This is a genomic window from Acinetobacter sp. YH12063 (genome assembly GCF_013419715.1).
Lineage (GTDB): Bacteria > Pseudomonadota > Gammaproteobacteria > Pseudomonadales > Moraxellaceae > Acinetobacter > Acinetobacter amyesii.
On record NZ_VOZO01000007.1, the window covers coordinates 180,443 to 206,438 of the forward strand.

Annotated in this window: 28 protein-coding genes, 1 rRNA gene and 1 riboswitch; of the genes, 18 read left to right on the forward strand and 11 right to left on the reverse strand. The window is 39.4% G+C overall.

Translation table 11 applies throughout. The features are described 5' to 3' along the window. Positions 1-5 precede the first annotated feature (5 nt). The 4 genes from FTU12_RS09965 (at position 6) to FTU12_RS09980 (ending at position 3,439) form a co-directional block, all read left to right on the forward strand. A complete protein-coding gene (locus FTU12_RS09965) occupies positions 6-1,358 on the forward strand; it encodes a phosphatase PAP2/dual specificity phosphatase family protein (protein WP_180114278.1) in 1,353 nt (450 codons plus the stop codon). Continuing rightward, complete coding sequence (locus FTU12_RS09970; RefSeq protein ID WP_180003781.1) at positions 1,355-1,783, forward strand: hypothetical protein; 429 nt, start codon at positions 1,355-1,357, stop codon at positions 1,781-1,783. The genes FTU12_RS09965 and FTU12_RS09970 overlap by 4 nt, the downstream gene beginning before the upstream one ends. Positions 1,784-1,844: 61 nt before the next feature. Beyond that, positions 1,845-2,495 carry a 1-acyl-sn-glycerol-3-phosphate acyltransferase gene (locus tag FTU12_RS09975; protein WP_180114279.1) on the forward strand — a complete coding sequence of 217 codons (651 nt, stop codon included), beginning with the start codon at positions 1,845-1,847 and terminating at the stop codon, positions 2,493-2,495. After that, positions 2,495-3,439: a phosphatidate cytidylyltransferase gene (locus tag FTU12_RS09980; protein WP_180114280.1), complete on the forward strand. Its 945-nt coding sequence runs from the start codon at positions 2,495-2,497 to the stop codon at positions 3,437-3,439. The genes FTU12_RS09975 and FTU12_RS09980 overlap by 1 nt, the downstream gene beginning before the upstream one ends. 460 nt (positions 3,440-3,899) lie before the next feature. Here the strand turns inward: FTU12_RS09980 and FTU12_RS09985 are convergent, their stop codons facing one another. Further along, positions 3,900-5,105 (reverse strand): alkane 1-monooxygenase, encoded by a 1,206-nt coding sequence (locus tag FTU12_RS09985; RefSeq protein ID WP_180114281.1) that lies wholly within the window; start codon positions 5,103-5,105, stop codon positions 3,900-3,902. Between the two features lie 181 nt (positions 5,106-5,286). On the opposite strand from FTU12_RS09985, the gene FTU12_RS09990 reads away from it, so the two are divergent. Continuing rightward, positions 5,287-6,237, forward strand: a complete 951-nt coding sequence (locus tag FTU12_RS09990) for an AraC family transcriptional regulator (RefSeq protein WP_180114282.1) — start codon at positions 5,287-5,289, stop codon at positions 6,235-6,237. Positions 6,238-6,241: 4 nt separating this feature from the next. On the opposite strand, the gene lpxB is transcribed toward FTU12_RS09990, so the two are convergent. Then, complete coding sequence (lpxB, locus tag FTU12_RS09995; RefSeq protein ID WP_180114283.1) at positions 6,242-7,414, reverse strand: lipid-A-disaccharide synthase; 1,173 nt, start codon at positions 7,412-7,414, stop codon at positions 6,242-6,244. A 106-nt stretch (positions 7,415-7,520) separates the two neighbouring features. After that, on the reverse strand, positions 7,521-7,781 hold the full coding sequence (locus FTU12_RS10000; RefSeq protein WP_180054895.1) for a helix-turn-helix domain-containing protein: 261 nt from the start codon (positions 7,779-7,781) through the stop codon (positions 7,521-7,523). A 387-nt stretch (positions 7,782-8,168) separates the two neighbouring features. On the opposite strand from FTU12_RS10000, the gene FTU12_RS10005 reads away from it, so the two are divergent. From FTU12_RS10005 to FTU12_RS10015, 3 genes are all read left to right on the forward strand, one after another. Beyond that, positions 8,169-9,065, forward strand: coding sequence for a sulfite exporter TauE/SafE family protein (locus tag FTU12_RS10005; RefSeq protein WP_078193863.1), 897 nt, complete (start codon positions 8,169-8,171; stop codon positions 9,063-9,065). Between the two features lie 127 nt (positions 9,066-9,192). Further along, entirely contained in the window at positions 9,193-10,284 is a 1,092-nt protein-coding gene (locus tag FTU12_RS10010; protein WP_143221612.1) for a 3-deoxy-7-phosphoheptulonate synthase, read from the forward strand. A 57-nt stretch (positions 10,285-10,341) separates the two neighbouring features. Beyond that, positions 10,342-10,866, forward strand: coding sequence for a protein tyrosine phosphatase family protein (locus FTU12_RS10015; RefSeq protein WP_180054898.1), 525 nt, complete (start codon positions 10,342-10,344; stop codon positions 10,864-10,866). Here FTU12_RS10015 and ispF read toward each other — a convergent pair. Then, positions 10,854-11,342, reverse strand: coding sequence for a 2-C-methyl-D-erythritol 2,4-cyclodiphosphate synthase (ispF, locus tag FTU12_RS10020; RefSeq protein ID WP_168378679.1), 489 nt, complete (start codon positions 11,340-11,342; stop codon positions 10,854-10,856). The two genes, FTU12_RS10015 and ispF, sit on opposite strands and share 13 nt — an antisense overlap. 100 nt (positions 11,343-11,442) lie before the next feature. Here ispF and FTU12_RS10025 point away from each other — a divergent pair, with 100 nt between their 5' ends. Beyond that, positions 11,443-12,093: a hypothetical protein gene (locus tag FTU12_RS10025; RefSeq protein ID WP_180003787.1), complete on the forward strand. Its 651-nt coding sequence runs from the start codon at positions 11,443-11,445 to the stop codon at positions 12,091-12,093. 76 nt (positions 12,094-12,169) lie between these two features. Here FTU12_RS10025 and FTU12_RS10030 read toward each other — a convergent pair whose 3' ends face one another. Then, positions 12,170-13,411 (reverse strand): D-amino acid dehydrogenase, encoded by a 1,242-nt coding sequence (locus FTU12_RS10030; RefSeq protein WP_180003788.1) that lies wholly within the window; start codon positions 13,409-13,411, stop codon positions 12,170-12,172. A 133-nt stretch (positions 13,412-13,544) separates the two neighbouring features. Beyond that, positions 13,545-13,635: riboswitch (glycine riboswitch) on the reverse strand. Between the two features lie 231 nt (positions 13,636-13,866). Between FTU12_RS10030 and FTU12_RS10035 the strand changes: the two genes are divergently transcribed. From FTU12_RS10035 to FTU12_RS16510, 3 genes are all read left to right on the forward strand, one after another. Further along, the gene (locus FTU12_RS10035) at positions 13,867-14,640 is read left to right on the forward strand and encodes a hypothetical protein (RefSeq protein WP_180005657.1); all 774 of its coding nucleotides are present in this window, start codon (positions 13,867-13,869) and stop codon (positions 14,638-14,640) included. Between the two features lie 163 nt (positions 14,641-14,803). After that, complete coding sequence (locus tag FTU12_RS16505; protein WP_180005656.1) at positions 14,804-14,998, forward strand: hypothetical protein; 195 nt, start codon at positions 14,804-14,806, stop codon at positions 14,996-14,998. 76 nt (positions 14,999-15,074) lie between these two features. Then, positions 15,075-15,338, forward strand: a complete 264-nt coding sequence (locus FTU12_RS16510) for a hypothetical protein (protein ID WP_252725827.1) — start codon at positions 15,075-15,077, stop codon at positions 15,336-15,338. Positions 15,339-15,440: 102 nt separating this feature from the next. On the opposite strand, the gene FTU12_RS10045 is transcribed toward FTU12_RS16510, so the two are convergent. The 4 genes from FTU12_RS10045 to prmB all read right to left on the reverse strand — a co-directional run bounded on the left by FTU12_RS10045 (position 15,441) and on the right by prmB (position 18,484). Beyond that, a complete protein-coding gene (locus tag FTU12_RS10045; RefSeq protein WP_180026295.1) occupies positions 15,441-15,653 on the reverse strand; it encodes a hypothetical protein in 213 nt (70 codons plus the stop codon). After that, entirely contained in the window at positions 15,619-15,957 is a 339-nt protein-coding gene (locus tag FTU12_RS10050; protein ID WP_180026296.1) for a GNAT family N-acetyltransferase, read from the reverse strand. Before FTU12_RS10050 ends, FTU12_RS10045 begins: the two co-directional genes overlap by 35 nt. Before the next feature lie 408 nt (positions 15,958-16,365). Then, positions 16,366-17,460, reverse strand: a complete 1,095-nt coding sequence (aroC, locus tag FTU12_RS10055; RefSeq protein WP_168378684.1) for a chorismate synthase — start codon at positions 17,458-17,460, stop codon at positions 16,366-16,368. A 13-nt stretch (positions 17,461-17,473) separates the two neighbouring features. Continuing rightward, positions 17,474-18,484: a 50S ribosomal protein L3 N(5)-glutamine methyltransferase gene (prmB, locus tag FTU12_RS10060; RefSeq protein WP_078193871.1), complete on the reverse strand. Its 1,011-nt coding sequence runs from the start codon at positions 18,482-18,484 to the stop codon at positions 17,474-17,476. A gap of 309 nt (positions 18,485-18,793) precedes the next feature. Between prmB and FTU12_RS10065 the strand changes: the two genes are divergently transcribed. From FTU12_RS10065 to FTU12_RS10090, 6 genes are all read left to right on the forward strand, one after another. Continuing rightward, positions 18,794-19,099, forward strand: a complete 306-nt coding sequence (locus tag FTU12_RS10065) for a hypothetical protein (RefSeq protein ID WP_078191029.1) — start codon at positions 18,794-18,796, stop codon at positions 19,097-19,099. 158 nt (positions 19,100-19,257) lie between these two features. After that, entirely contained in the window at positions 19,258-20,631 is a 1,374-nt protein-coding gene (locus FTU12_RS10070) for an AarF/ABC1/UbiB kinase family protein (protein ID WP_180005577.1), read from the forward strand. A 241-nt stretch (positions 20,632-20,872) separates the two neighbouring features. Next, positions 20,873-22,159: an acyl-CoA dehydrogenase family protein gene (locus FTU12_RS10075; protein ID WP_171263801.1), complete on the forward strand. Its 1,287-nt coding sequence runs from the start codon at positions 20,873-20,875 to the stop codon at positions 22,157-22,159. A gap of 29 nt (positions 22,160-22,188) precedes the next feature. Next, positions 22,189-23,388, forward strand: coding sequence for an acyl-CoA dehydrogenase family protein (locus tag FTU12_RS10080; RefSeq protein ID WP_180114284.1), 1,200 nt, complete (start codon positions 22,189-22,191; stop codon positions 23,386-23,388). A gap of 88 nt (positions 23,389-23,476) precedes the next feature. Then, positions 23,477-23,962: a GNAT family N-acetyltransferase gene (locus FTU12_RS10085; protein ID WP_180114292.1), complete on the forward strand. Its 486-nt coding sequence runs from the start codon at positions 23,477-23,479 to the stop codon at positions 23,960-23,962. 339 nt (positions 23,963-24,301) lie between these two features. Then, positions 24,302-24,886 (forward strand): lytic transglycosylase domain-containing protein, encoded by a 585-nt coding sequence (locus FTU12_RS10090; protein WP_168378689.1) that lies wholly within the window; start codon positions 24,302-24,304, stop codon positions 24,884-24,886. An 84-nt stretch (positions 24,887-24,970) separates the two neighbouring features. Here FTU12_RS10090 and FTU12_RS10095 read toward each other — a convergent pair whose 3' ends face one another. Both FTU12_RS10095 and rrf read right to left on the reverse strand, forming a co-directional pair. Beyond that, the gene (locus tag FTU12_RS10095) at positions 24,971-25,411 is read right to left on the reverse strand and encodes a hypothetical protein (protein ID WP_180114285.1); all 441 of its coding nucleotides are present in this window, start codon (positions 25,409-25,411) and stop codon (positions 24,971-24,973) included. A 251-nt stretch (positions 25,412-25,662) separates the two neighbouring features. Further along, a 5S ribosomal RNA gene (gene rrf / locus FTU12_RS10100) occupies positions 25,663-25,777 on the reverse strand. Positions 25,778-25,996 lie beyond the last annotated feature (219 nt).

A 25,996-nucleotide genomic window follows, 5' to 3' on the forward strand; every position in this document is an offset into this window, starting at 1 on the left:
ATCTTATGCATAAACTGGATCCGGAAACAGGAACTTGGAAATACGGCCTACTGTGTTTGGCATTTCTGGCACCTTTTTTCTTCTTAAGTTATGGTTTTGCCAATCAATACGCTGCGGGCTTAGCTTCCGTACCTGTTATCGTCTTTGAATGGGAAAAATATATTCCACTTTGGCCATGGAGTATTGTGCCTTATTGGTCGATTGATCTGTTCTATGGTTTGTCTTTATTGCTTTGTTGGAATAAGTTTGAATTAAAACAACATGTATTGCGACTATTCTCAGCACAAATCATTTCAATCAGCTGCTTTTTACTTTTCCCATTACGCTTTAGCTTTGAACGCCCCGAACTCACAGGTTTTTTCGGGTTGTGGTTTGATGTCTTGATGGGCTTTGATAAACCGTTTAATCAAGCACCCTCTCTGCATATTGTGCTACTGGTGATTCTTTGGGATTTTTTCCGTCGGCATAGCACAGGCAAACTAAAATATCTGGTAGATGGTTGGTCCTTTTTGATCGGTCTCTCGGTTCTAAGCACTTGGCAGCACCATTTTATAGATATTCCAACAGGTTTATTGGTCGGTGCCTTATGTTTATGGCTATTCCCGATGGCTGGCTCTGCGCCATGGGTTCAAAATAAACAAAGTCGTCTAAGCTTAAAGCACATTAAAATCGGCATCCTTTATCTGTTTGCTGCCTTATTGTGTAGCGCAATCGCACATGCAAAAGGTTGGTGGCTTTGGCTGCTCTATCCTGCAAGCAGTCTGCTTTTAGTTTCGTTTGCATATTTATTCAATCGACCGCATTTTTTTCAAAAACTCAGTCATGGTGATATGACCATTGCTGCAAAAATATTGTTTGCGCCTTACTTTGTATTTGCTTGGATCAATAGCCGAATCTGGACCTATCGCCATCCTGAAGATTCTAAAATCATCAAAATCAATCAGAGTTATATTTATTTAGGTCGCTATCCGTCCAAACAGGTCATGCAACAATATGATGCTTTACTCGATTGTTGCGCAGAATTGCCCACTTATCCAAAGTGCTCTTATGCCCAAAACTTGAGTTTAGACCTGATTCCTTTACAGGCCAATCAGCTGCATAATGCTGTAGATTCTTTAGAACTACTCTTGAAATCTAATAACAATGATGAAGCACAAAACATCTTGGTCTTCTGTGCTTTGGGATATTCACGAAGTAGTGCTGTAGTTGCCGCATTATTATTGAAACAACATCCGGAATATTCAGTCGAAGATGTTTTACGGATTATTCGCCATAACCGTCCTTGGGTCGTGCTAAAAGCACCTCAAATAAAACATTTAAATACTTATCGTTTGAAACTTAAAGGACTTGCACCATGAATTTACAACTTGTGGTGCTATCAAAGTTGTTACAATCCACCACTGGATTGCTCATTTCAGCTTATGTGGCAGCGATCCTCACGCTCTGGCTCATTATCCAGTTTGGTAATGTGATGCTATTCGATTTGCTATATTTATTAATTTGTCTAGTTTTGCTCGGAATACAACATTATTTAAGCCTGAGAATCAAATTTGATTCGGCACTTTTAGCCACTGTCGCTGAATACAGCCAAACTCAAAACCTTGAACAAACCACCAAGGAGCTGGACTTAAGTTTAATCAACTTAAAATTAATGCCTGCAAATAAATGTGGTCGCGCATGGGAGCTGCGTGAATTAGGTTGTCTGGCTTTATTTAAATGGCAGATCTTTGTGCTTTGCTTGCAATACATCGCATTCCTCTGCATATTTTTACTGTATAAATAATTCACAATAATTTGAAGCTATGCCAACTCCATTAGACACTTCAAGGAATGCTCACTCACCAATGAAAGGTAATTTTTTAAGCCGTTCAATTGCTCGCTATATTGCCTTTCTCACTCGTCGTGGTGCGCGGCTGCTCACGGGCGCGCGGAGTCTATGGGTCGGGTGTAAACCTGTAATGAAGCAGCGTATTTATTATGCAAATCATAATAGCCATATCGACTTTATTTTGCTTTGGTCATCACTACCGACAGATCTCAGACGGAATACGCGTCCTGTAGCGGCTTCGGATTATTGGCTAAAAGATGGCTTTCGACGTTTTCTCATTCAAGACACGTTTACTGGTGTCACTATTCAGCGAAATCGAGAGCAAAATCAAGATCCCTTAGAACCGATCAAAATCGTATTAGCGCAAGGTGACTCGATTATTTTCTTTCCTGAAGGTACTCGAAATTTAAATGATGACGTTGAATTATTAGAGTTTAAAAGCGGCTTATTTCATCTCAAAAATCAATTTCCAGATGTTGAAATCGTACCGGTATGGATCTCAAATTTAAAACGTGTCATGCCTAAAGGCGCGCTTATACCATTGCCATTATTATCTACCGTTATTTTTGGTAAGCCTTTAGAAGTTCATAATGAACAGAGTAAATCCGCGTTTTTAAACTACGCTCAGGAAGAATTACTCAAATTAAAAGCATTGGAGTATCAATAATGGAATTCACCAATGCGCAAATGACTTATGTATTGTTTGGTATCTTTGCGATTATTTTGATTATTGCCTCAACCATTGGCTCAATACTAAAATTTAAAGCGGGTTATGCACCTGCACCGGTCATCGACAATTTAAATGCGCGGATCAATGCATGGTGGGTCATGTTGTTGGTACTTGGTGTAGCAATTTCATTAGGCAAAATTGCCTTTGTGATCCTGTTTGCGTTGATTTCACTCTTTGCTTTACGTGAATTTATCAGCTTGCTCCCAACCCGTCGCGGTGATTATCTTCCTTTGCTGATCGCTTTTTATTTTGTCATTCCTTACCAGTATTACTTGGTGTATATCGATTGGTATGGGCTATATTCTATTTTTATTCCACTGTATGTATTTCTTCTTATCCCTATCGCTACACTCAAAGCCGAAGATACCACGCGATTTTTAGAACGCAGTTCAAAAATTCAATGGGGACTGATGGTCAGCGTATTCTGTATTTCGCATGTGCCTGCGCTATTAAATCTTAAACTTCCCGGATTTGAAGGTGAAAGAATTTGGCTAGCGATCTGGCTGATCATGGTGGTACAAGCCTCCGATGTCTTGCAATATGTCTGTGGCAAGCTATTTGGAAAACACAAAGTCGCACCGATACTTTCACCATCTAAGACCGTAGAAGGATTAATCGGAGGCATTGCTTTAGCCACTGCATTAGGCGTTGCTATGTCATGGCTTACACCCTTCAGCTATCTACAGGCTGCATGTATTGGTTTTATTGTTTGTATATTTGGTTTCTTTGGTGGACTTGTCATGTCAGCCATTAAACGCGATCGTGGTGTAAAAGATTGGGGACAGCTCATCCAAGGCCATGGTGGCATGCTCGACCGAATTGATTCCATCTGCTTTTCAGCACCGATTTTTTTCCACATTTTGCGCTATTGGTGGTCTTAAGAAATGACTAAGTTTTAAACAGAAAATTTGGGATCTTAAATGGTGTTACGCACGTAGAATTAATTTCGCATTTTAAAAATGATTTTTAAGCCTATGCGACAGAGTCTTACATCTAAGGATTGAATAAAGGTATTAGCCTTCGGCTGGAGATACTCTTACGAAACGTTGTTTCTCATTTGGCAAAATGAGAAGCGAAGCTTCGCAAGGAAACCATCTTGCGGTGAATGCACCTCACAGACAAAACTCTTTCACTAGCGTCAAATTATTCAAAGTATCGCAGAAACATTTTTGATTACAATTAGTCCTGTCTCAAACAGTTGCGGATGATGTTACCGTGTATCGTTCTTTTATTTGAATCAACGTGCGCTTCTGATGTTACTGCGTAACTTCAGTTAATAATACGCACAATAAAAAAATCCCAAGCAAACAATCTTGGGACACTTCTCATCAGGTATTCGATTTAAACGTCTGAAACTGCAAACTTTTTAAAAAGTCTTGCACGACGTTTAGGATGAATATTGGCTTTAGTTAAATCACCTTGATAGTGATCATAGACACGTTTATCCATCATCTTAAACCAAATAGAGGGTACTAAAGCAGGAATTAGCATAGTGGCATAGCCGCTAGGCAACTCTGGCGCTTCGTCAAAATGTCTTAAAGCCTGAAATGGACGAGTCGGATACGCATGATGGTCTGAATGTCGCTGTAATTGATACAAAAATAGATTGGTCACAATATTATTGTTATTCCAACTATGTTCAGGCATGGTTCGCGCATAACTTCCATCCGCTTTTTGCTCACGCTTCAGGCCATAATGTTCAATATAATTAATAATTTCAAAAAGGCTGATTCCATAAAAGGCCTGTGTAACTAAATACGGTGTCACGCCTTTACCAAACATTTTCAGCATCGCGGCATGAAAACCTGCACTCATCGCCCAACCATGAAACAGTTCATTGTCCTTCGAAAAGAAACTTAAACCTTTACGTTTTAAGCGTTGTTTCTCAATCTGCACCGCCGATTTAATTCCACCAAATACCGTGCGTGGCCAAAACTCATAAAAGGTTTCACCCATTTTTGAAGATGCAGGATCTTCAGGCGTTGCCGCACGTTTATGGTGCCCATAAGGATGTTCAATGCGGAAATGGCTATAGCCCAAAGGCGCGAGCGTCGCATGTGCCCAGTAGTGGTCTTTTTTATGTGGTCGATGGCAGAGTTCATGAGCTGTATTTACGCCAACACCATTGATGGCACCCATCGAAATCCCAAGTAGAACTTGATCTAATATTGAAACATCTTTACGGGTAACCACATAGCCAGCAAAAGCATTCGCTGCCATTTGCAGTGGGATAAATAATTTGACGATACGATCATAATAAGGATCATTCACTAAAACTTTAATGTCATCATCTGTCGGGTTATTGGCATCATCACCGATCAGTGCATCCAGTGCAGGAATAATGACATGCAGTAGAAGCGGCCCACCCATGGCAAATAGTTTTTTTGTCGGTTTTGGACCAAAATGATAACCCGCCAAGATCCCCATACCAATGACTGGTAAACCTGGACTCAATAGCCAACCATAACGTTTTTTATCTATAACACTACCGATTTTGCTTTCTAACTGAGCGAGCTGCTGTTCATTTAATTTTACTGGTGCATTCATGCGCTAGACTTCCCTATTTACTTCTTCTGTGTTTATATTCGTAAAATATGGGCAGCCAGAACAGTTTTAAGCGTCCAAAAAAACTATGCGATCGTCTTTGGCATTTAAGGATAAATGTTGACCTTTAAACACATAGTGACCATCTATAAATAGAAAATTAATATGAGTAAATATTTGAAATATGGATGCTTTAAGTAAAATTTTTGATGATATTCATCTCCACCGATCTGAATACATTTATTTGAGATCAAAGCATCCTTGGGCTTTTCATTTTCAAGATCTTAACGCCATGGTTGCGTATGTAGTGATTCAAGGTCAGTGTGTTGTGCATATTGATCAAGAGCAGGTCTTACTTGAAGCCGGCGATCTTTGCCTTATTCCCTCAGGGCAAAATCATCACTGCAAATCTATACAGTCTGATGTCTTGGTCGAATCAATAAACATCACGCCACTGTTTCAAGAGCAACGAAATAAAACCATTGAATTAAATTATGCCGAATCTCATGAAGCAGAAGAATTATTTGTACTCGCGATCCGTGGACATGTCGACAGCATTATGGCAAAGCCTTTAGTGAATGCACTCCCCACGCTATTACACACACCACACATCATGAGCAGTACCGCACCGGAATGGTTGCAAATTGGCTTACATTTTCTGGCCGTTGAAGCGCATCAGATCCGTCCAGGCCGTGACAAAATTTTGGATCATTTGGTGAGTATTTTATTTATCGAATGTGTGCGTGATTATATTGCAGCCTTGTCAGATTCAAGCAGTTGGTTGCATGCCTTGAGTCATCCTGAATTATCCAACGCTTTGGCAGCGATTCATGAACGACCACAGCATGCTTGGACCGTCGAAAGCTTGGCAGAACAATGTTGCATGTCACGTTCTAAATTTGCCAGTTTATTCACTCAAATGCTCGGTGAATCTCCACTCGCCTATTTGCAGCAACATCGTTTGCGACTGGCGACACAGCACTTACAAATGGGGCAACTGACTATTCAGCAAATTGCCCATCGTATCGGTTACTCATCTGAAACGGCATTTAGCCAAACCTTTAAAAAGTTTTATGATCTAACACCGAGCCAGTATCGACAGCAGCATCAGCTCTCAAAAACTGAGTCACCTTAAAGGTTTAATCTAAAAGCTTTAAAATCGCTTCCACAGGGTTTTCACTGTTACCTGAAAGCAGTTGTTTATGCATGGTAATGTGCTGCATCACTTGAATTTGCGATTTTTCAACATCCATCAAGCTTTCAATTTCTGCTGCTAATTTTTCAGGTGTTGCATCATGTTGAATAAGTTCCTGAATCACCTTTTTGCCCGCAATAATATTTGGCAATGAATAATACGGAATTTTGATCAGCAATTTCACCACATGGTAGGTCAGCCAATTTAACTTATAAAAGGTCACCATTGGACGGTGTAAAAGCATCGCTTCTAAAGTCGCTGTACCCGAAGCCAAAGCAACAATATTCGAAGCGTTCATCACCTGACGGCCAACTTTAGATTCAGTATCCGTGTTTTCCATCAAACGAACTTTGGTTTGTAATGCTTCAGGGTACTGCTTAAGCAACAATTCGATTTGCTGTTTACGTGCATCATTAATTGCAGGAATCAGGAACACATAGTCTGGATGCTGCTCCGTCAAAATCTGTGCGGCGGACAGTACCAAAGGCCCTAAGCGCTCAATTTCCCCGCGACGGCTGCCCGGAAGTAATGCAATGTGTTTTTGATGCTCATCTAAGCCTAACTCGTGTTTAGCCGCAACGAGTGGATTATCTAAAGGCAACTGACTTGCCAATGGGTGTCCGACAAATGCAGCCGGAACTTGCCATTTTTGGAAAAACGCTTTTTCGAAAGGAAATAAACAAAGGACTAAATCGATACTCGCCTTGATGCCATGTACACGGCCTTGTCGCCATGCCCACACTGAAGGGCTGACATATTGCACTGTTTTAATTGGTAGCTGTTTTTGCTTTAAGCTCTTAGATAAACGCAAATTAAAATCCGGTGCATCTATCCCTACAAAAACATCGACAGGGTTTTCAGTCCATTTTTCAACCAGACCATCACGTACAGCAAAGAGTTTTTTAATATCTTTTAAGACTTCAACAATCCCCATCACCGATAAAATATCCATCGGATAATAGCTGTTAAAGCCTTCTGCAATCATTTGCGGACCACCAATGCCTTCAAATTCCGCATCAATCCCTTGCTCTCGAAAACTACGGATAAGCTTGGCGCCTAATGTATCCCCCGATACTTCCCCAACCACGATGCCAATTTTAAGTTTCCGATTTTGCAAAAGTCTGTCCTTTTAACTCAATTTTCTTTAGCTATAGATTCTATACGAGTCCTTCGCAAAGTTAATAGATTTCCTAAAAAAAGCTGCACGTCTTTAATTCACCATCTTAGAAATATTCATCACTGCTACTTAGCTTCTGATTAAAATTTTTCCGCCAATGGTTCGGATTTGTGCCGTATTTATTCTTAAACATTTTACGAAATAGCACTGCGGTATTAAAACCAGAGGCTTCCGCAATTTTATCAATTGAGTAATCCGTCACTTCGAGCAATTCAGCCGCATATCGCAGTCTTTCATTATTTAACCATGTGACAATTGGTAGCCCTGTCGCATGGTTAAAATGTCTAGTTAGTGTCCTTCTACCCATATTCGAATAATGGCGAAACCTTATCTTTTTAAGGAGTATAGATTTTGCAGGAATGGACTTTAAGTTCACAGTCGCATATATCGATAAATAACTAATTAAAGACTAGGAAAATAAACCTACGGTGCGTTTTTTGGTATTAGAGATGCATTTCAGATAGTCATCACCTTATATTCTAAATACATGATTTCACTGCAGCATAATCTCCATTTGAGCTATCAACCACTTGCAAAAACTACAATCAATAACTTAGCTTATTTAAAATCCATTATTTTCCAAATTAAAACCACTCTTTATCTATTTTTTTCACAAGCAAATCACTAATCGAGACAACGACTTATATCAATTAGTCATAAGATATGCACGTTTTTTGATATTTGGCATTCAGCGATGGTCGGTCCTTTAGAGTTCATTCTGGCAGGTGTAATTGTAGGTTTCTGCGTAGGTATTACCGGCGTTGGCGGTGGTTCATTGATGACCCCGATCCTGATCAGCCTGTATAAAATTGAACCCCATATTGCGATCGGCACAGACCTACTATATGCCGCAATTTCAAAATTTTGTGGTTCTTTAGTTCATGCACGTAAAATGAATATTGTATGGACCATTGTTATTTGGCTTGCAGTCGGCAGTATCCCTGCGTCTTTTGCGACCCATTGGGTACTGGAAAACTATCTGAGCCAATCGACACATTACAAAACGGTATTAACCATGTTTTTGGGTTTTATGCTGACGATTACTGGGATCTCAATTATTTTCCGTGGTCATATCGAAAAATTCTTTAATAAATTTCGAAAAACTGATCAGTTGGATGATATGAGTGCGGATCTTGAACGTATCAATTTCCAAGCTAAAAATAAGCGTGCATATATCATCATCATGGGGATTATTTTAGGCGTATTCGTTACCCTATCGTCTGTTGGTGCAGGTGCCTTCGGTATTATGGCTTTGGTGCTTATGTTCCCGAACTTACCGATGATTCGTATTATCGGCTCTGACGTCGTACATGCCGTGCTTCTTACACTGGTTGCAGGCTTGGGTCATATGAGCTCAGGTAATGTCGATTTTCATTTATTGGGTTGGTTATTGGTTGGTTCTATTCCAGCGATTGTTGTCGGAACTTTGATCAGCTCACGTTTACCAGAAAAAGTGATTCGTAAAGTCTTAGGCATTACCTTGTTTGTTTTAGGCATGAATTTCATCATTAATCCAGTAAAATCAAAACCTGTTGAAAAACCAACAACTGCAATGTTGATCGCACCGACGGTGAATAGTCAGCAGGTTTAAATTAACTGCCCGATTCATCACTTTTTTTTCAGAGACTTATTGATCTTTTTTATAACATTTGAATGCTATATTCATGTTATATTCGGCTCACGAAACAACCTTTTGTATAATCAAACCAGTGACGGCAATGAATACTTTACAGTCAAATTCTATTACCCAAAACGACATTGATGACGTGAATGTAAAAAGCATTCAGCCTCTTGTTACTCCTGCAGAACTAAAAAAAGAGCTACCTCTGACTGAAACTGCCTATCAAACAGTCCTTAAGGGCCGTGAAACTGTACGTAATATTTTAGATGGAAATGACAAACGTCTTTTTGTTGTCATTGGTCCATGTTCAATTCACGACACAGTCGCTGCACATGATTATGCTGACCGTTTAAAAGTTTTAAGTGACAAAATCCAAGATACGATTTATGTCGTGATGCGTGTGTATTTTGAAAAACCACGTACCACTGTGGGTTGGAAAGGTTTAATTAATGACCCTGACATGAACGATTCTTTCAACATCGAAAAAGGCTTACGTATTGGTCGTAAACTTTTACTTGAATTGAATGAAAAAGGTTTGCCTTGTGCAACCGAAGCACTCGATCCAAACTCACCACAGTACTACCAAGATCTTATCTCTTGGTCAGCAATTGGTGCGCGTACCACTGAAAGCCAAACACATCGTGAAATGTCTTCTGGCCTGTCTTCACCTGTGGGCTTTAAAAATGGTACAGATGGCGGTTTAACCGTTGCGACCAATGCCATGCAATCTGTTAAACATGGTCATAGCTTCTTGGGCTTAAGCGACCAAGGTCAAGTTTCTGTTATTCGTACCAGTGGTAACCCATATGCACACGTTGTACTTCGTGGCGGTAACGGTAAACCAAACTACGACGCAGGTTCAGTTGCAGATGCTGAAGCGGCATTAGCCAAAGCAAAAGTTAGTGGCAAAATTATGATTGATACCAGTCATGCAAACTCAAACAAAGACCCGTACCTACAACCCCTTGTACTCAAAAATATTACTGAACAAATCCTTGACGGAAACAAGTCAATCGTGGGTATTATGGTAGAAAGTCACTTAAAAGGTGGTCGTCAGGATATTCCTGCCAACCTCTGTGACCTCGAATATGGTAAATCAGTGACTGATGGCTGTATCGATTGGGATACGACTGAAAAAGTTTTGTTAGAGATGCATGAAGCACTTAAAGACGTGTTACCGACACGCTAAGTGAATGAAAAACGCCATCTTCGAGATGGCGTTTTACTTTGAAGGATTATTTGTCAGATGAATGAAATCGAAAATGCGTTAAGTCACATTGAAAACTTCCAATATATACATGAACACTTATTAACGTCCGGTCAACCATCTCCTTCTGAGCTTCAAACGATCAAAGAATATGGTGTTTCAACGGTTATCAATTTAGCACTGACCGATGCATCCAATCATATCGAGCATGAAGACCGCATTTGCCTAGATCTAGGCCTGAACTATATCCAAGTTCCGATCTCTTGGGATACCCCTTCAGATGATCAATGCCTTTTAGTACTCGATATGATTGACCATTTGGTTCAAGGTCAAACGGTTTGGCTACACTGTGCGAAAAACTTCCGTGTCAGCAGTTTGATGTATTTATATCGTCAATACTATATGGATGTTGATATGCCAAAGGCTCAAGATTTGATGCATCAAATTTGGAAACCCAATGAAACATGGACAGGTTTAATCCATGCGGTTGCCTTACAACTTCAAGGCCGTAAAGCAACTCAAGATTTACAACATGCACTGATCCATCCAGATCATTTTGCGTGAGAAATCAGTACTGTTGCAGTAGAAAGAATACCTTCTTGGCGACCAGTAAACCCTAATTTTTCGGTGGTGGTCGCTTTGATGCTAATTTGTGTAACTTCAACATCCATAACATCTGCGATACTTTGACGCATTTCTAAATTATGTTTTGCTAGTTTAGGGCGCTCACAAGCCACGGTAATATCAGCATTATTAAGTACATATCCACGATCTAAAATCAGTTGGTAGACGTGTTTTAAAAGTACTCGACTATCGGCACCTTTAAATTTTGGATCTGTATCTGGAAAATGCTGACCAATATCTCCAAGTGCCAAAGCTCCTAATAATGCATCACAAAGCGCATGCAATACCACATCACCATCTGAATGTGCTTTGAGTCCATGTGTATGTGGAATTTGAACACCAGCAAGCGTTACAAAGTCACCTTCTTCAAATGCATGCACATCCATGCCCTGACCGATACGAATTTGAGCTATCATGCTTGAGTTCCTTGAGAAAATAATGATTGAAATCTTGTATTCACGCTTTCTATTTCGCTATAGTGTGGGCAAGCGCAACATAGTGAAAGTATAAGCGATCATGCTGTTGAAAACTGAAATAAATATCATTAAAAAATTCGGACTGGTTCTGCTAATAGGTTCTGGCCTAGCGACGTTTACGCATGCAGAAAAGATAGACTGTGATCATGCCAATACTCATGCAAAAAAAAATTACTGTTCTAACGGTTTTGAAGAACAACGTGAAAAGCTAGATGGGCTTTTTTTAACAGCGCAGTTGATTACCGATGCCCCAATACGCTTGCTGATAGATACGCAAAAATTATGGTACAGCCGAGTTCAGCAATGCAAAAACTTGGAGTGTTTTAAACAACAATTCGAGCTTCGCTATGAAGATTTGAATATTTATACCTCAATGAACCAAAGTTTAACGCAGCATTATCTTAAATTTGAAAATGGCCATTTTGCGACATCACCTGTACATTTAAAAGTGCATCAACTGGGCAAAGACAGCATCAAAATCGAAGGCATTGCCTATCGTAATCCGAACAATCGAGTTGAAACACAAACCATTCCATTTTTAGCTTACACAACACCCGAACAAAAAAATCAAATCACCGATAATGAACACGACTGCAAATATCAGTTCAATTACAGTAAGGCCTTACTCTCAGTAAAAACCGAACAAAAAGGCTGTGAACGTTTTGCAGGGATTTATCGTTTATATGATTAAGATCAAATTCGAATGACTTAGAAAAATACAAAAAAGCCTCAACATTGAGGCTTTTTTGATGTCTACAATATGTCAGTTAAATCGGATGTGTTTGCTGCACTTGCTGGCTGATCATTGCAGCTGTTGCCGCAGATAAAGTCCATCCAAGGTGACCATGCCCTGTATTATAGAAAATATGATCTCGCTTACCTGCATGCACTACTGGCATCATATTGGGCATCATTGGTCGTAAACCCGCCCACGGCACCACATGTTCTGTTGATAGATTAAAATTACGATTCGACCAATCAATTAAAGGCTGAATGCGATCGGCACGAATATCTCGGTTATAGCCATTAAACTCTGCCGTACCTGCAACACGGAGTCGATTTGCACCTAAGCGTGAAGTCACAATTTTGGCACTTTCATCCAACAGACTTACCCAAGGCGCATTGGCCTGACTTTGTTCATCATTTAAATTAATGGTGATTGAATATCCTTTGACTGGATACACATTTACGCGATCACCGAGTTTATGTGCAAGTTCATAACTACCTACGCCACCACAGACCACTACAGCATCTGCCTCAAGTATGCTATCTGCATCAGGATTTTCCATATTTTCATCACTGGCTTTTAATCGAACATTGACACCTTTTGTATGATGCTCAAAGTCAGTCACCTCAAAACCCCACATATATTTCACATCAAAGCGTTCCGTTGCTTTGGCAAGCTGCGTTGTAAATTTATGGATATCTCCAGTGGCATCACCCGGACAATAAAAGCCTCCATAGTATTCACCTGTCAGACTAGGCTCAATGTCACGGATTTCAGCTAATGTCACAGGATGACGCTCTAAACCACCTTCACAGAGCATATTATTAACTTGAGTCGCCACCTCATAATCATGTTGATTATGAAAGAAATGTAAAATGCCGCGTTTTTCTAAATCAAACTGCAAGTTTTCATGCTCAGCAATTTCAAATAAACGCTGACGTGCCATCAATGCAAGACGGACGGTCTCGTGAGTATTTTCACGGTAATCTTTAATATGCCCCATAAACTCAAAGAGCCATGAATATTTGTGTAGATTAAAACTTGGATTTAATAATAATGGCGCGGTTTTTTGTGACATCCATTTGATGCCTTTCACTACCGTTGCTTTTTGGTTCCAGACTTCAGCATTACACGCTGATAATTGTCCACCATTGGCAAACGACGTTTCCATCGCAGGATAAAGATGTTTATCGACCACAGTGACACGATAACCGAGTAATCCGAGTTCGTAAGCTGTCGTTACCCCAGTAATACCTGCACCAATCACAACAATATGACACATATAGGCTCCTTGGAAATTATATTTCCTATGTTCGCCCCATCTGTCATTGTTACCTGAGAGCTTTGGTTCCTTGCGAAGCAATGTGAACCTTCCCCTTCGGTGAGTAGGTCTAGCCTACTTCTCTCCAGATTTTTATATGATTACAGTCCTTTTGCCTGAGAGTTTCCTGGGGGAACTTGCTCCTTCGGCGAGCACGATCTGTGCTTCTCTCCTGCAATCATCCATTCGTTTTTTTATTCGGCATTCATCTTGGTATTGCCTTAGTTAGATATGAGCAATATTTGTACCAAATCTCAAGTCCTATTTGGGTCAATATTGTTAAATAATATTTTTATATCGATTTAAGTTATTAGGTTATAAATTTAAAATCAATTTTTTTATACCTAAATACTTCATCTTTAAAATAAAGGTTTAAAATACTGAATGAAATTTATATCTAGAAAGATTGAAGTTTTATGTCGGATTCTACCCTTTTCTCTTGCTTTGCATCTGTGATCAAAACACATTCTATTGAAGAATTAACTCAAAGTGATTTACTCCGTCTTAAAACTCTGGGAACTATTCAAAGCTTTTATGCACCATTCGAGGCCATAAATCATGATGCAAAAGTGGTCATCGTCGGCATCTGCCCAGGCCAACAACAATGGCGTAATGCATTAATTGCAGCGAAGGACGGCGTAGAGCAGCAATTATCTGAGGAAAACATACTTAAACTTGCCAAGAATAGTGGTGCTTTTAGTGGTCCTATTCGTAAAAATTTAACTCAACTGCTAGATCATATTGGATTACAGAATCAATTAGGCATACAGACCACTGCAGAGCTATTTAGCAATCATCAAGATATGGTGCAAATGTGTTCGGTTTTACAGCAATGTATTTTGGTCAATGGAAAAAATTATGCAGGCTCAACGCCCGCAATGTTGAAAAATGAATTATTAAAACAACATATTGATGATTATTTTATTCCTATGATTCAACAGCTTCCGAACGCAATTTATATTCCGCTAGGCAAAGGTGTAGATGAGGTTTTAAATTATGTAAGCAGCTTAGGCTATTTAAAAGATCAGCAGATTTTAGCAGGACTTCCCCATCCATCGGGTGCGAATGCTGAACGGATCAAATATTTTTTAGGCGAAAAACCACGTGACCAATTGTCTCGACAAACCAATCCCGAGCAGATTGATAGCGCAAAATCACAGATCTTACTTAAGTTATCTAAATTTCAATGAAATAAGATTTACATCACTTAATAATATTTTTTATTTGAATATCGACCACTTATATCAAAGCAGTGCTCAAACAAAACTAGAAAAGTGTGATGTATTTTACTTTTTTGTTTTTTCTGTGTGAATATGCGCCAAAATAAATATTGCTTATAAAAATAACGCTAACATGGAAAAACACATGAAAAATTATTTAGTTCTAGGATTTACACTCCTACTACTCACAGGTTGTATTACCGTACCTAAAAATAAACCTGAAACAAGAACCTTGAAGCTAAAAGGTGTGAATACCGTTGAAAACAGTAACGTAATCCAACGAACCATTACTCGAGGTCAATTACTGTACTGGACAAAAATGTCCTGAACTTGCAATTGATTAGCAAAAGAATAAAGGTGAGTATGCACTTTCACTGCATTCTTATGATCAACAGCAGCTTGATATGAATGAAATATCTTTTGTGATCGACGGCAAAGTATTGTCTTATCCTGCAATAGGTCAAACAAATTATCGTCGCTTAGATAATTCAAATGTGATTGATTCTTCTAATACCGTGATGATCCCAGATACTGTGCTTAAACAATTTTGTGACGCAAAAGATATTGCGGTGATTATGAATACCAACCAAGGTGAAATCGCACACTATATGCTAAAAAACCAAAAATCATCAGATGCCTACCGACTATTTTTACGTGCTTACTCTTAAGCCCAAATAGTCTAAAATCAAAATCCCAAAAGTTAGTGTATGTTTTTTGGGGATTTTTTATTCATCTCGCTTTATAAATTGATCAAATGCATCACATGGTCTTTATTTTATTCGTTTAATTAATTGTTTAATTGTCAGTTCACAAATCGGTTGACCTACCTCTAGATGAAGAGGATAGGCTTGATTTTCATCTGTAAGCTTATAGCCACGTCGTTGATAATATTTTATTAATTCTAAACGCCGATCAATCACATACATCACAAATTCTTCAACATTGGGTTCAATCAACATCGCTTGCTGTTCTGCAAATTGCAATAATTTTTTTTCCTAAGCCCTGAGCTTGCTCATTTGGATGAATTGCAAAATGACCAATTTCACAGCTCTTCCCCTGCATTTGAATACCAATACACCCCATGATCTGCGCATGTACCGACTCAATCACATATAAATGAAAATCCCTTTTTTGTAAGAGTTGACTGAGTTGAGACACATTTATTCGATTTCCTCGAACAATATGATGTTCTGTCGTCCAACTCTTGGGATGATTTTCCCGATAGGCTGTATTCATTAAGCTTTCAAGCTGCTGAATATCACCAAGTAAAGCATTTCGTATATTCATATTTTTTTGCTATTTATTTTCATAGGCCTAGTTTACCGAAATAAAAAAACCAGACAATTGTCTGGTTTTTTTATGCAATTTTCTCATCAGTGTGACTTGCTAAAGCTATTCACCAACCGCGTTCGGAACAAAGCAGCGCTTTGTTATTTATCCACTGTGACTCGCTAACGCTACTCACCAACCGCGTTCGGAACAAAGCAACGCTTTGTTATTTATACACTGTGACTTGCTAAAGCTATTCACTAACCGCGTTCGGAACAAAGCAACGCTTTGTTATTTATCCACTGTGACTCGCTAACGCTATTCACTAACCGCGTTCGGAACAAAGCAACGCTTTGTTATTTATCTACTGTGACTCGCTAACGCTACTCACCAACCGCGTTCGGAACAAAGCAGCGCTTTGTTTCCTCACTTGGGTTCAATTGGGGCAAATGGTGCGACTACATCCGCATTTTGTGCGCGGTTACGCATGAAGTGATCCATAAGCACAATTGCCAACATCGCCTCTGCAATTGGTGTCGCACGAACACCGACACAAGGATCATGGCGACCTTTGGTCAACACATCTGTATCTTCACGATTAATCGTGATGGTTTTACCCGGCGTAGTAATGGAAGCTGTTGGTTTCAAGGCGATCGCAACACGAATATCCTGACCACTCGAAATACCACCCAAAATGCCGCCTGCATGGTTTGCCAAGAAACCATCCGTAGTTAACTCATCACGGGTTTCATGACCAAACTGCTCAGCAACGCCAAAGCCATCACCAATTTCCACACCTTTTACAGCATTGATGGACATCATGGCATGTGCAATATCTGCATCTAAACGATCAAATACAGGCTCGCCCCAACCGACTGGCACTTGCGTCGCAATAATTTCCAGTTTGGCGCCACAGCTCGTTCCTTGTTCACGAAGTGACGTTACGAGAGCTTCGAAACGTGGGACGGCATCTGCATCACCACAGAAAAATGGGTTATTCGGAACTTCATTCCAGTCCAATTTCTCTGCTTTTTCGGTACCAATTTGGGTTACATGACCACGAATTTCTATGCCGAATTTCTCAAACAAGAATTTTTTAGCAATCGCACCCGCAGCAACACGCATCGCAGTTTCACGAGCACTCGAACGGCCACCACCACGGTAATCACGAAAACCATACTTATGTGTATACGTATAGTCTGCATGACCCGGACGGAAGGTTTGCGCGATGTTGCCATAATCTTTTGATTTTTGATCTGTGTTACGGATCAATAGACCAATCGATGTACCGGTTGTTTTGCCTTCAAATACGCCTGAAATAATTTCAACTTCATCGGGTTCTTTACGCTGAGTCGCAAACTTAGATGTGCCCGGCTTACGACGATCCAGATCCTTTTGCAAATCGGCTTCAGTCAGTTCAATACCCGGTGGAACCCCATCCACAATGGCCATCAAACCAACGCCATGAGATTCACCACAAGTCGTTACACGGAAGAGTTGCCCTATACTATTACCTGCCATGTCAAACGACTCCTTATGCTTGAACAGATTGAATGAATAAATCTCGGTATTCGCGGCATTGAGCAGCAGTCAATGCAAAGATACCTGTACCGCCTTTTTGGAACTGTAACCAGTAAAAATCAACGGTATTGAAGTTTTGACGCATTGCCCATTCAGAGTTACCCACTTCGATCACAATTAAGCCATCTTCAGTCAGGTAATCTGCAGCTTGTGCCAACATTTTACGTACAAGATCCAAACCATCTTGACCCGCAGCAAGCGCCATTTCAGGTTCATGGTGGAATTCTTCTGGTAAATCTGCCATGTCTTCAGCATCCACATATGGTGGATTCGACACGATCAAATCATATTGATTTTCTGCTGGAATTTTGGCAAATAAATCAGACTCGAGTAATGCCACTTGATATTGTTTATTGTGGTGTTCACAGTTAATTTGTGCCACTTCAAGTGCATCTTTAGATAAATCTGTTGCATCAACTTCAGCGTCTGGGAATGCATAAGCTAAGGCAATCGCGATACAACCCGAACCCGTACACATATCTAAAATGCGCTGAGGAGTTTTTGGATTGGCATTTTCAGGTAGATTATTAACTGCAGCACCCATCTCGCCATTTTCGCCTAAACAATAAGGTGCAAAACGGTTTTCAATTAACTCTGCAATTGGAGAACGTGGAATTAGTACACGTTCATCGACATAAAATGGCTTACCAAAGAAATATGACAAGTTTAGTAAATAAGACGTCGGAACTTTTTCATTAATACGACGTTCTAACAATGCTAAAAATTCTGCAACTTCACTTGGCAATAATTTCGCATCTAAGATTTCCGCATCTGCATTCCAATCTAGAGATAACGTTTGTAAAACCAATGCTGAGCTTTCAGCAAAATAGTCTTCTGTACCTTGTCCTAAGTGGGCATCATATTGACGTAAAGCTGTTACCCCAAAGCGGATATAATCACGAATTGTTGATAGGTTTTCAGCTGCTTCCTGTAAATGTTCAGGGCTAATAGTCGGTCGATCCACTTAAGGCGTCTCCAGTTCATAATTTTTTAAACGCCCTATGATACCTTGTTTTAATGCTATTTATAATAAAAATACGGCATTATTCACCGCTTGAAAGCATTTCATAACCGTATATATGAGGTCTGATACATTCGCTGAAATGAAATGTGTACTTTATGCCTTTCAGCATTCTATAAAATCTAATTAGATGAAAATTACGAATAAAAACCAATTCAAGCTCAATTGTTTAGCAATTTGTACTTGATCCTAAGCTTTATTTTCTTAAAATCATCCCCATACAAACAGTTAAATTTTAAATGCGGAGCTCCAATGAGCTATAAGCACAATAACCTCATGGCTATGCGTCAAAGCTATTGGGAAGACACTCAGTCTTTAAACGTGCAAACTGAAAAGGCATTTTTTCAGCAACTGCTGATCGAACATCAAGTTTTCCCTGATGCGAGTCTAGAAAACGCACGTACCCTATTTTTTAGCTTACCGAGCATTATTATTGTCAAAGGTTATGCTGCCGGATTTAAAGACGAATCTGTCCAACATCTTATTCATCAACATATTGAAGAACATAAAGCCGCATTGATGCAAAACGATACGGTAAAAATCAAATATCGTTTATAGTTTTCTTTTCCAATGTGCCTGTCTACGTGGCATCTTGCTTAAGTTTGCAAATGCTTACTGCATATTCAGTAAGTTGAACTATTTTAATACGTTAAGAAACGTTAAAATTAGCTACAATGTATTTTTCTGCGAATTGCTGATTAAAGGATTTAATTTACATGTCAGATCAGAACGATAAGCTCAAACACTTGAAAACGTCTTCTATGGATCGACGCTTATCTATCGCAAAGGCATCGCTACTTGCGGGAACTCGTTGGGCAGCATCAAACGCCACTTCTATTTTTTCGAGTGAAGAAGAAAAAGAGAAAAAGCGTAAAAAAGCCATGAAAGATCAGGCTGAATATCTCGTCGCAGAAATTGGTAAATTAAAAGGTTCAATTGTAAAAATTGGGCAAATGATGGCGTTGTATGGTGAACATTTTCTGCCTGAAGAAATCACCCAAGCCCTCAACACGCTGAACAATCAAACAGTTGCATTGGCATGGCCAGCCATCAAAGTCCAATTACAAAATCAACTTGGCTCAAAGCTTGATGATCTCGTGATTGATCATGAGCCACTTGGCACAGCATCTCTGGCACAGGTTCACCGTGCAAAACGTAAATCTGATGGTTTAGAACTGGTTTTAAAAATCCAGTATCCGGGTGTGGCAGATGCCATCGATTCGGATATGAATCTATTCAAAAACATGCTCAAACTGACACGAATGGTTCCTCAAACCCGTGAATTTGATCAGTGGTTTGATGAAGTTCGTGAAATGATGCATCGTGAAGTAAATTATAAAATCGAAGCAGATACCACTCGCCGTTTTGCAGCACGCTTAAAAGAAGACCCACGCTATATCGTGCCGCAAATCATTGAAGGTTATTCAACACCTCAAGTGCTGTGTATGACCTTTGAACGTGGTGTACCGATTAACAGCCCAGTAATGCTGTCACTTCCTCAAGAGCGCCGTAACGCCTTAGGTGAAGCATCACTTGAAATTGCCGTACGCGAAATTTTTGAATGGGGTGAAATGCAAACCGACCCTAACTTCGGAAACTATTTGGTGCGTTTGGGCAATGGTGCGGATGTACCAGATAAAATCGTACTCCTCGACTTTGGTGCGATCCGTCAGTTTGATGAGCATCTATTAGGCGTTGCGCGTAATTTGATTACCGCGGGTTACCATCACAGCTCTGAGCAAATGGTCAAAGCGATGACAGGTTATGAGTTCTTTGATGGTATTCCACAAAGTATTAAACCTGATATGGCTAAAGTCTTTTTGTTAGCGACAGAGGCATTTAGTAGCACTGAAAATAACCCAAACATCCCTGCTGGTGTTATGGACGAACAACAACGCTATGACTGGAAAAAAAGCCAATTACATAGCCGTGTGATGCAACAAGCGTCAAAATCGATGGCATCTCGCTATTTCTCAGTTCCACCTAAAGAGTTTATGTTTATTAGCCGTAAATTTATCGGTGCATATACCTTTATGACCGTCATTGAAGCAAAAACCAATGTTCGTCGTATGATTCAAAAATATCAATAATCATTCAATACAGACCTTAAAACTTGGCTGACTCAAATGTCAGCCAAGTCAATTTTAAAATAACAATACTTTTAAGCCTTTTTACTTTTCTATTCTTAATTAATTATTTAGCTATCGAATCCCACCTAATCTCGCCGTTTATCTTTGACAATCATGCATGTCATTTATGACATGGTTTTTCTATCTTTGGCATGTCAGCATTAAATAAGAACAACGCAAATGGAAAACAACAATGACCAATATGGTAAACAAGGCTCAAGGATTTGGACTCTCACTTTTAACTAAAATTGCCGGAAGTGATGTACTCGATCAGTTTAAACTGCGCAAATTTGTTGAAAAATCTTTGTATCAAAGCTCAAAAGCTGGTTTTAAAACCCTGAGCCAGACGCAAAAAGTATTTCAGACCAACAAAGATGTGCATAAGCAACGTTTGCCTAATCAACAAAAATCATTATTTGATTTAAACCTGACTGAAGAACAACAAATGACTGCTGATGCGATGCAGCAGTTTGCCACAGAAGTCTTGTATCCACTTGCTCATCAAGCCGATCAAGAGGAAAGATTTCCTGAAGCGTTATGGCAACATATCCAAGATCTAGGTCTAAATTATTATGCCTTACCTGAAGATTTGGGTGGCGTCGCGGCAGAAAAAAATATCATTAGCAATATCTTAATTGCTGAACAATTGGCTGAAGGTGACTTTAGTTTAACAGCAGGTTTACTGTCGACGTTTAGCTGTATCAACGCCATTACCCAATGGGGTTCCGAATCTGTTCAAGCAACCTACTTAGCGGCATTTGCAGATGATTCAGCCCTACGTGCAAGCTTTGCGGTTCAAGAGGCAACAGCGGCATTTAATCCCTATCAACTTAAAACTCACGCGATTGCTGATGGCCAGCAGTATAAAATCAGTGGGGAGAAAACCTTAGTCCTTCTAGGCGAACAGGCAGATGTGCTGTTAGTGAGTGCCATGCTCAATGGACAGCCTGAAGTTTTTATTGTGCAACGCGACCAGAGCATTAGCGCAAAAAAAACACCTGCTATGGGTTTGAAAGCCACTGAAACGGTAACTTTAAAATTTGATCAGACCCCTGCCCAACGCTTAGGCGATCAAGATTTCAACTACACCTCATTTATCGATCTTGGCAACTTAATGTGGTGTGCCATGGCTGTTGGCACCGCAACTGCAGTCAAAAAATATTGCATTCAATATGCAAACGAACGTACAGCTTTTGGAGAGCCAATTTCGCACCGTCAAAGTGTGGCATTTATGATTGCAGATATGGCAATCGAAATTGATGCCATGCATATGCTCATCCTAAACGCAGCAAGTCTAGCCGAAGCCGGCAAGCCATTTCATCGTGAAGCCTATTTAGCCCGCGTGCTATGTGCTGAAAAATCGATGAAAATTGGGACCGATGGCGTGCAAATATTAGGTGGTCATGGCTTTACCAAAGAACATCCCGTAGAACGTTGGTATCGAGACTTACGTGCCACAGCGATTCTTCAATCTGGCTTACATGCATAATTCAGCAAAATAAAAACAAGGAAATGTCCATGAACTTACAAAATCCGAAAAAATTTAAATTGCTGATCGACCAAGCCCATGAAGTCGCTTTAAATGTTCTACGCCCTATTTCACGTAAATATGACAAAGCCGAACACGCCTATCCAAAAGAATTAGACATGTTATCTTCCCTCGTTGACGGTATGAATGATGGCGGTGATGGCATGAATGCAGGTGCCGCCGTCAATAAACGTGGCGACACAGACACTGGTAATAAAAACGGTGTCAATATGTCAACAGCCCTCAGTATCATCGAAATGTGCTATGGAGATACAGGCCTGTTGCTCAGTATGCCTCGTCAAGGGCTTGGAAACTCGGCTATTGCAGCAGTAGCCAATGATGAACAACTAGAACGCTTAAAAGGGACTTGGGCCGCTATGGCAATTACCGAACCCAACTGTGGTTCTGACTCTGCGGCTATTCGTACCACTGCCACCAAAGTAGACAATGAATATATTTTAAATGGTGAAAAGATTTTTGTGACCTCTGGTGACCGCGCCGATGCCGTTGTTGTGTGGGCAACGCTAGATAAAAAATTAGGCCGTGCAGCGATTAAATCCTTTGTTGTTGAAAAAGGTACGCCGGGCATGACTGTAGAACGCCTAGAACATAAATTGGGTATTAAAGCTTCTGATACTGCTGCCATTAGTTTTGTAGATTGTCGTGTCCCTGCTGCAAACTTATTAGGCAATGCTGAAATTGATGTAGCAAAGGGTTTTGCTGGGGTTATGGAAACTTTTGATAATACTCGGCCGCTGGTTGCTGCGATGGCTATTGGCTGTGCAAAGGCATCTTTAGAGCGAATTAAAGAAATCTTCAAAGATGAACTAGATGAGCAGTATTCAACACCGATCTTACAAAGCTCGAATATTGCTGCACAAATCTACCGTATGGAAGCAGACTGGGAAGCAGCACGTCTACTCATGCTCAAAGCTGCATGGATGGCCGACAACAAAAAACCAAACTCACGTGAAGCATCCATCGCTAAAGCAAAAGCAGGCCGTGTTGGTAATGAAATCACATTAAAATGTGTAGAGCTCGCAGCGGCAGTCGGTTATAACGAAGATGAATTATTGGAAAAATGGGCACGTGATTCAAAAATCCTTGATATATTTGAAGGCACACAGCAAATTCAACAATTAATCATTGCACGACGTGAACTGGGTAAAAGTTCAAGCGAATTAAAGTAATTTTTTGCTTGAGCAATTTGAAACTTAAAGATGGATTTTTATATAGGATCAGTCTATAAACAATCCATCTTTTTGTTTTTCGATGATTATGTTTCAGACCCGACCACTTCAACTTGAAGACAATGCAAGCATTGCCAATGTCATTCGCACAGTTTCCAAAGAATTTGGATTAGCACCAGAATCAGGATTTGCCGTTGCAGATCCAATTTTAGATGATTTATATCACGTTTATGCACAAGCAAATGCACAATATTGGGTTATTGAAAATCAACACGGTACAATTTTAGGTGGTGGGGGCCTTTCTCCTTTAGTTGGAGACTCAAGCATTTTAGAAATCCAAAAAATGTATTTTATGCCTGAATTACGTGGTCATGGCTTAGCCAAAGATATTTTAGAACTTTGTTTTCAATTCGCCAAAGATCATAATTTTAAAGCGTGTTATTTAGAAACTACACATACACTTGGGCAAGCGGTGAAACTCTATGAAAAAGTAGGATTTGAACACTTACAAGCTCCCAAGGGCAATACAGGTCATAGCCAAGCATGCGAAATTTGGATGCTTAAAACGCTTTAAATAAAATTAGATTCTACAAATTTCACTGGAAAGATTTACAGCTTTATCAAATACAGTTATTTGATGAATGGATATTCTAGTTTTTTATAACTAAAGTTCTCGGGATTTGAATGTTCCCATAATCTTAATAAGTACCATGTTAAGAGAGAAATACTGATTCAATTAACACGATCTTTTTCTCTCTTCACTTAAAAAATCATGTAATTTGAGTACATTTCCATCAATTCTTACAATTTCACTGTACAGAGCATCTTAAGAAAATATTGACCTCTAAGTCTCCAGTTCATAATATCGCTTTAGAAATTACACTTAGCCATGATTATTTTAAAGTGAATATAAATGCAGAATGTACTGAATAAAACTCGCCTTTCAACTCGTCTTTCGTCGCTCCTAAGCGCTCACAGCTTAAAGTTTTCAACTGTTATTATATCTGTAACCCTGATTTCTGGATGTTCATCACTAGGTGGTGGCTCTGTAGAAAAACGTGCAGTTAAACTTTCATCAGGGATCCAAAAGGCCTATTCAGTCAATCCTGAAACTGCAAATCGAGTGTCACCCTACATTGTGCAAACTGCCGATCAATACAACTTAGATCCTTTACTACTGGCTGCCGTTATTCGCCAAGAATCAACTTTCCGCCCTTATGTCAGTTCTCCTGCAGGTGCAGTCGGTTTAACTCAGGTGATGCCACGTTATTGGCAAGCAACATGCCCTGGGGATTTATATGACGAATTAACCAATATTAATTGTGGGTCATTTATTTTAACTAAATATAAAAATGCCGCTGGCAGCATGCCAAAAGCTTTAGCCTACTATAATGTCGGACCTACTGCTTATAACACCAATCGAAAAATGAAAAAACAAGGCAAACGTTATGCAAAACAAGTGAAGCAACATCAAAATAATTTAAAAAGTTCCTTATAATTTCTAAAAATTTAATCTTTTATTTAACCATATAGACCTAACTAAGCTTAAGAGGATAAATTTTGTTAGGTCTAATCTCTTCAATTATTTCATAGATTGACGCATTTTATCTTCATCAAAATATTGCGCAAATGATGCAATACGTTTTTCAACAATTGGATTTTTCATCAGATTTTCAGCTGCACGATTTCCCAATAGTTCAAATGCTTTACCTAGAGCATTTGTTCCTTCATTTTCTGTAACTGCTTTGATTTCAGCATTACAACGTTTAGTAAATAAATCTTGAAATAAATTTGCCATATTTTTATCAATTTTTTGCATCTCAGCGGACGTCACATTACTATATTTAGAAATTTCTGGATGTGCTGAAAATGCCAAATAAATCCAAGCCGTTAAGTTCTGACTCTCTTCTGCTGAAATTTTATTAACCAAACATTCACTTAGTTTATCCTGATACACACCGGCTGTAGTATTGAAAGAAACAAATGCAAATAAAACTGTAGCTAATAATTTTTTTAAAAACATCTTAAATACCCTATATATTATTAAAGAGATAAACGATTTTATTATATTGATTTATTATACATTTTCATTAGCAAAAGATTTTAAATGATATAAAAGAGTTCTAGACGAGTTTATTGTTGATCGGCCTTATTCTTTTTAAATATCTATCATTTCCCTGTTTTTTCTTCTGCTTTTCTTATTATTTTTTTCTTCCCTTTTCATCACGCATAAAAAAACACCCCCTGAGATATCAGGGGGTGTTTCGAATAATGAGCTGGCGATGACTTACTCTCACATGGGTAACCCCACACTACCATCAGCGCTAAGAGGTTTCACTTCTGAGTTCGGGAAGGGATCAGGTGGTTCACTCTTGCTATGGTCGCCAGCACAACTGTTATGACTTTGCATTTGGTCTTATCTTTTCAGTGCCGTTGCTTGGTCAAATGAGTTATTAACAGATCATATCTGAGTTGCAGTATTTTGTTCTTAAGCGTTAACTAAATCAAGTTATTTTGCTTAATATCGAATCAATTGATGCTTTACATACAACTGTTTGGGTGTTGTATAGTCAAGCCTCACGAGCAATTAGTATTGGTCAGCTTCATG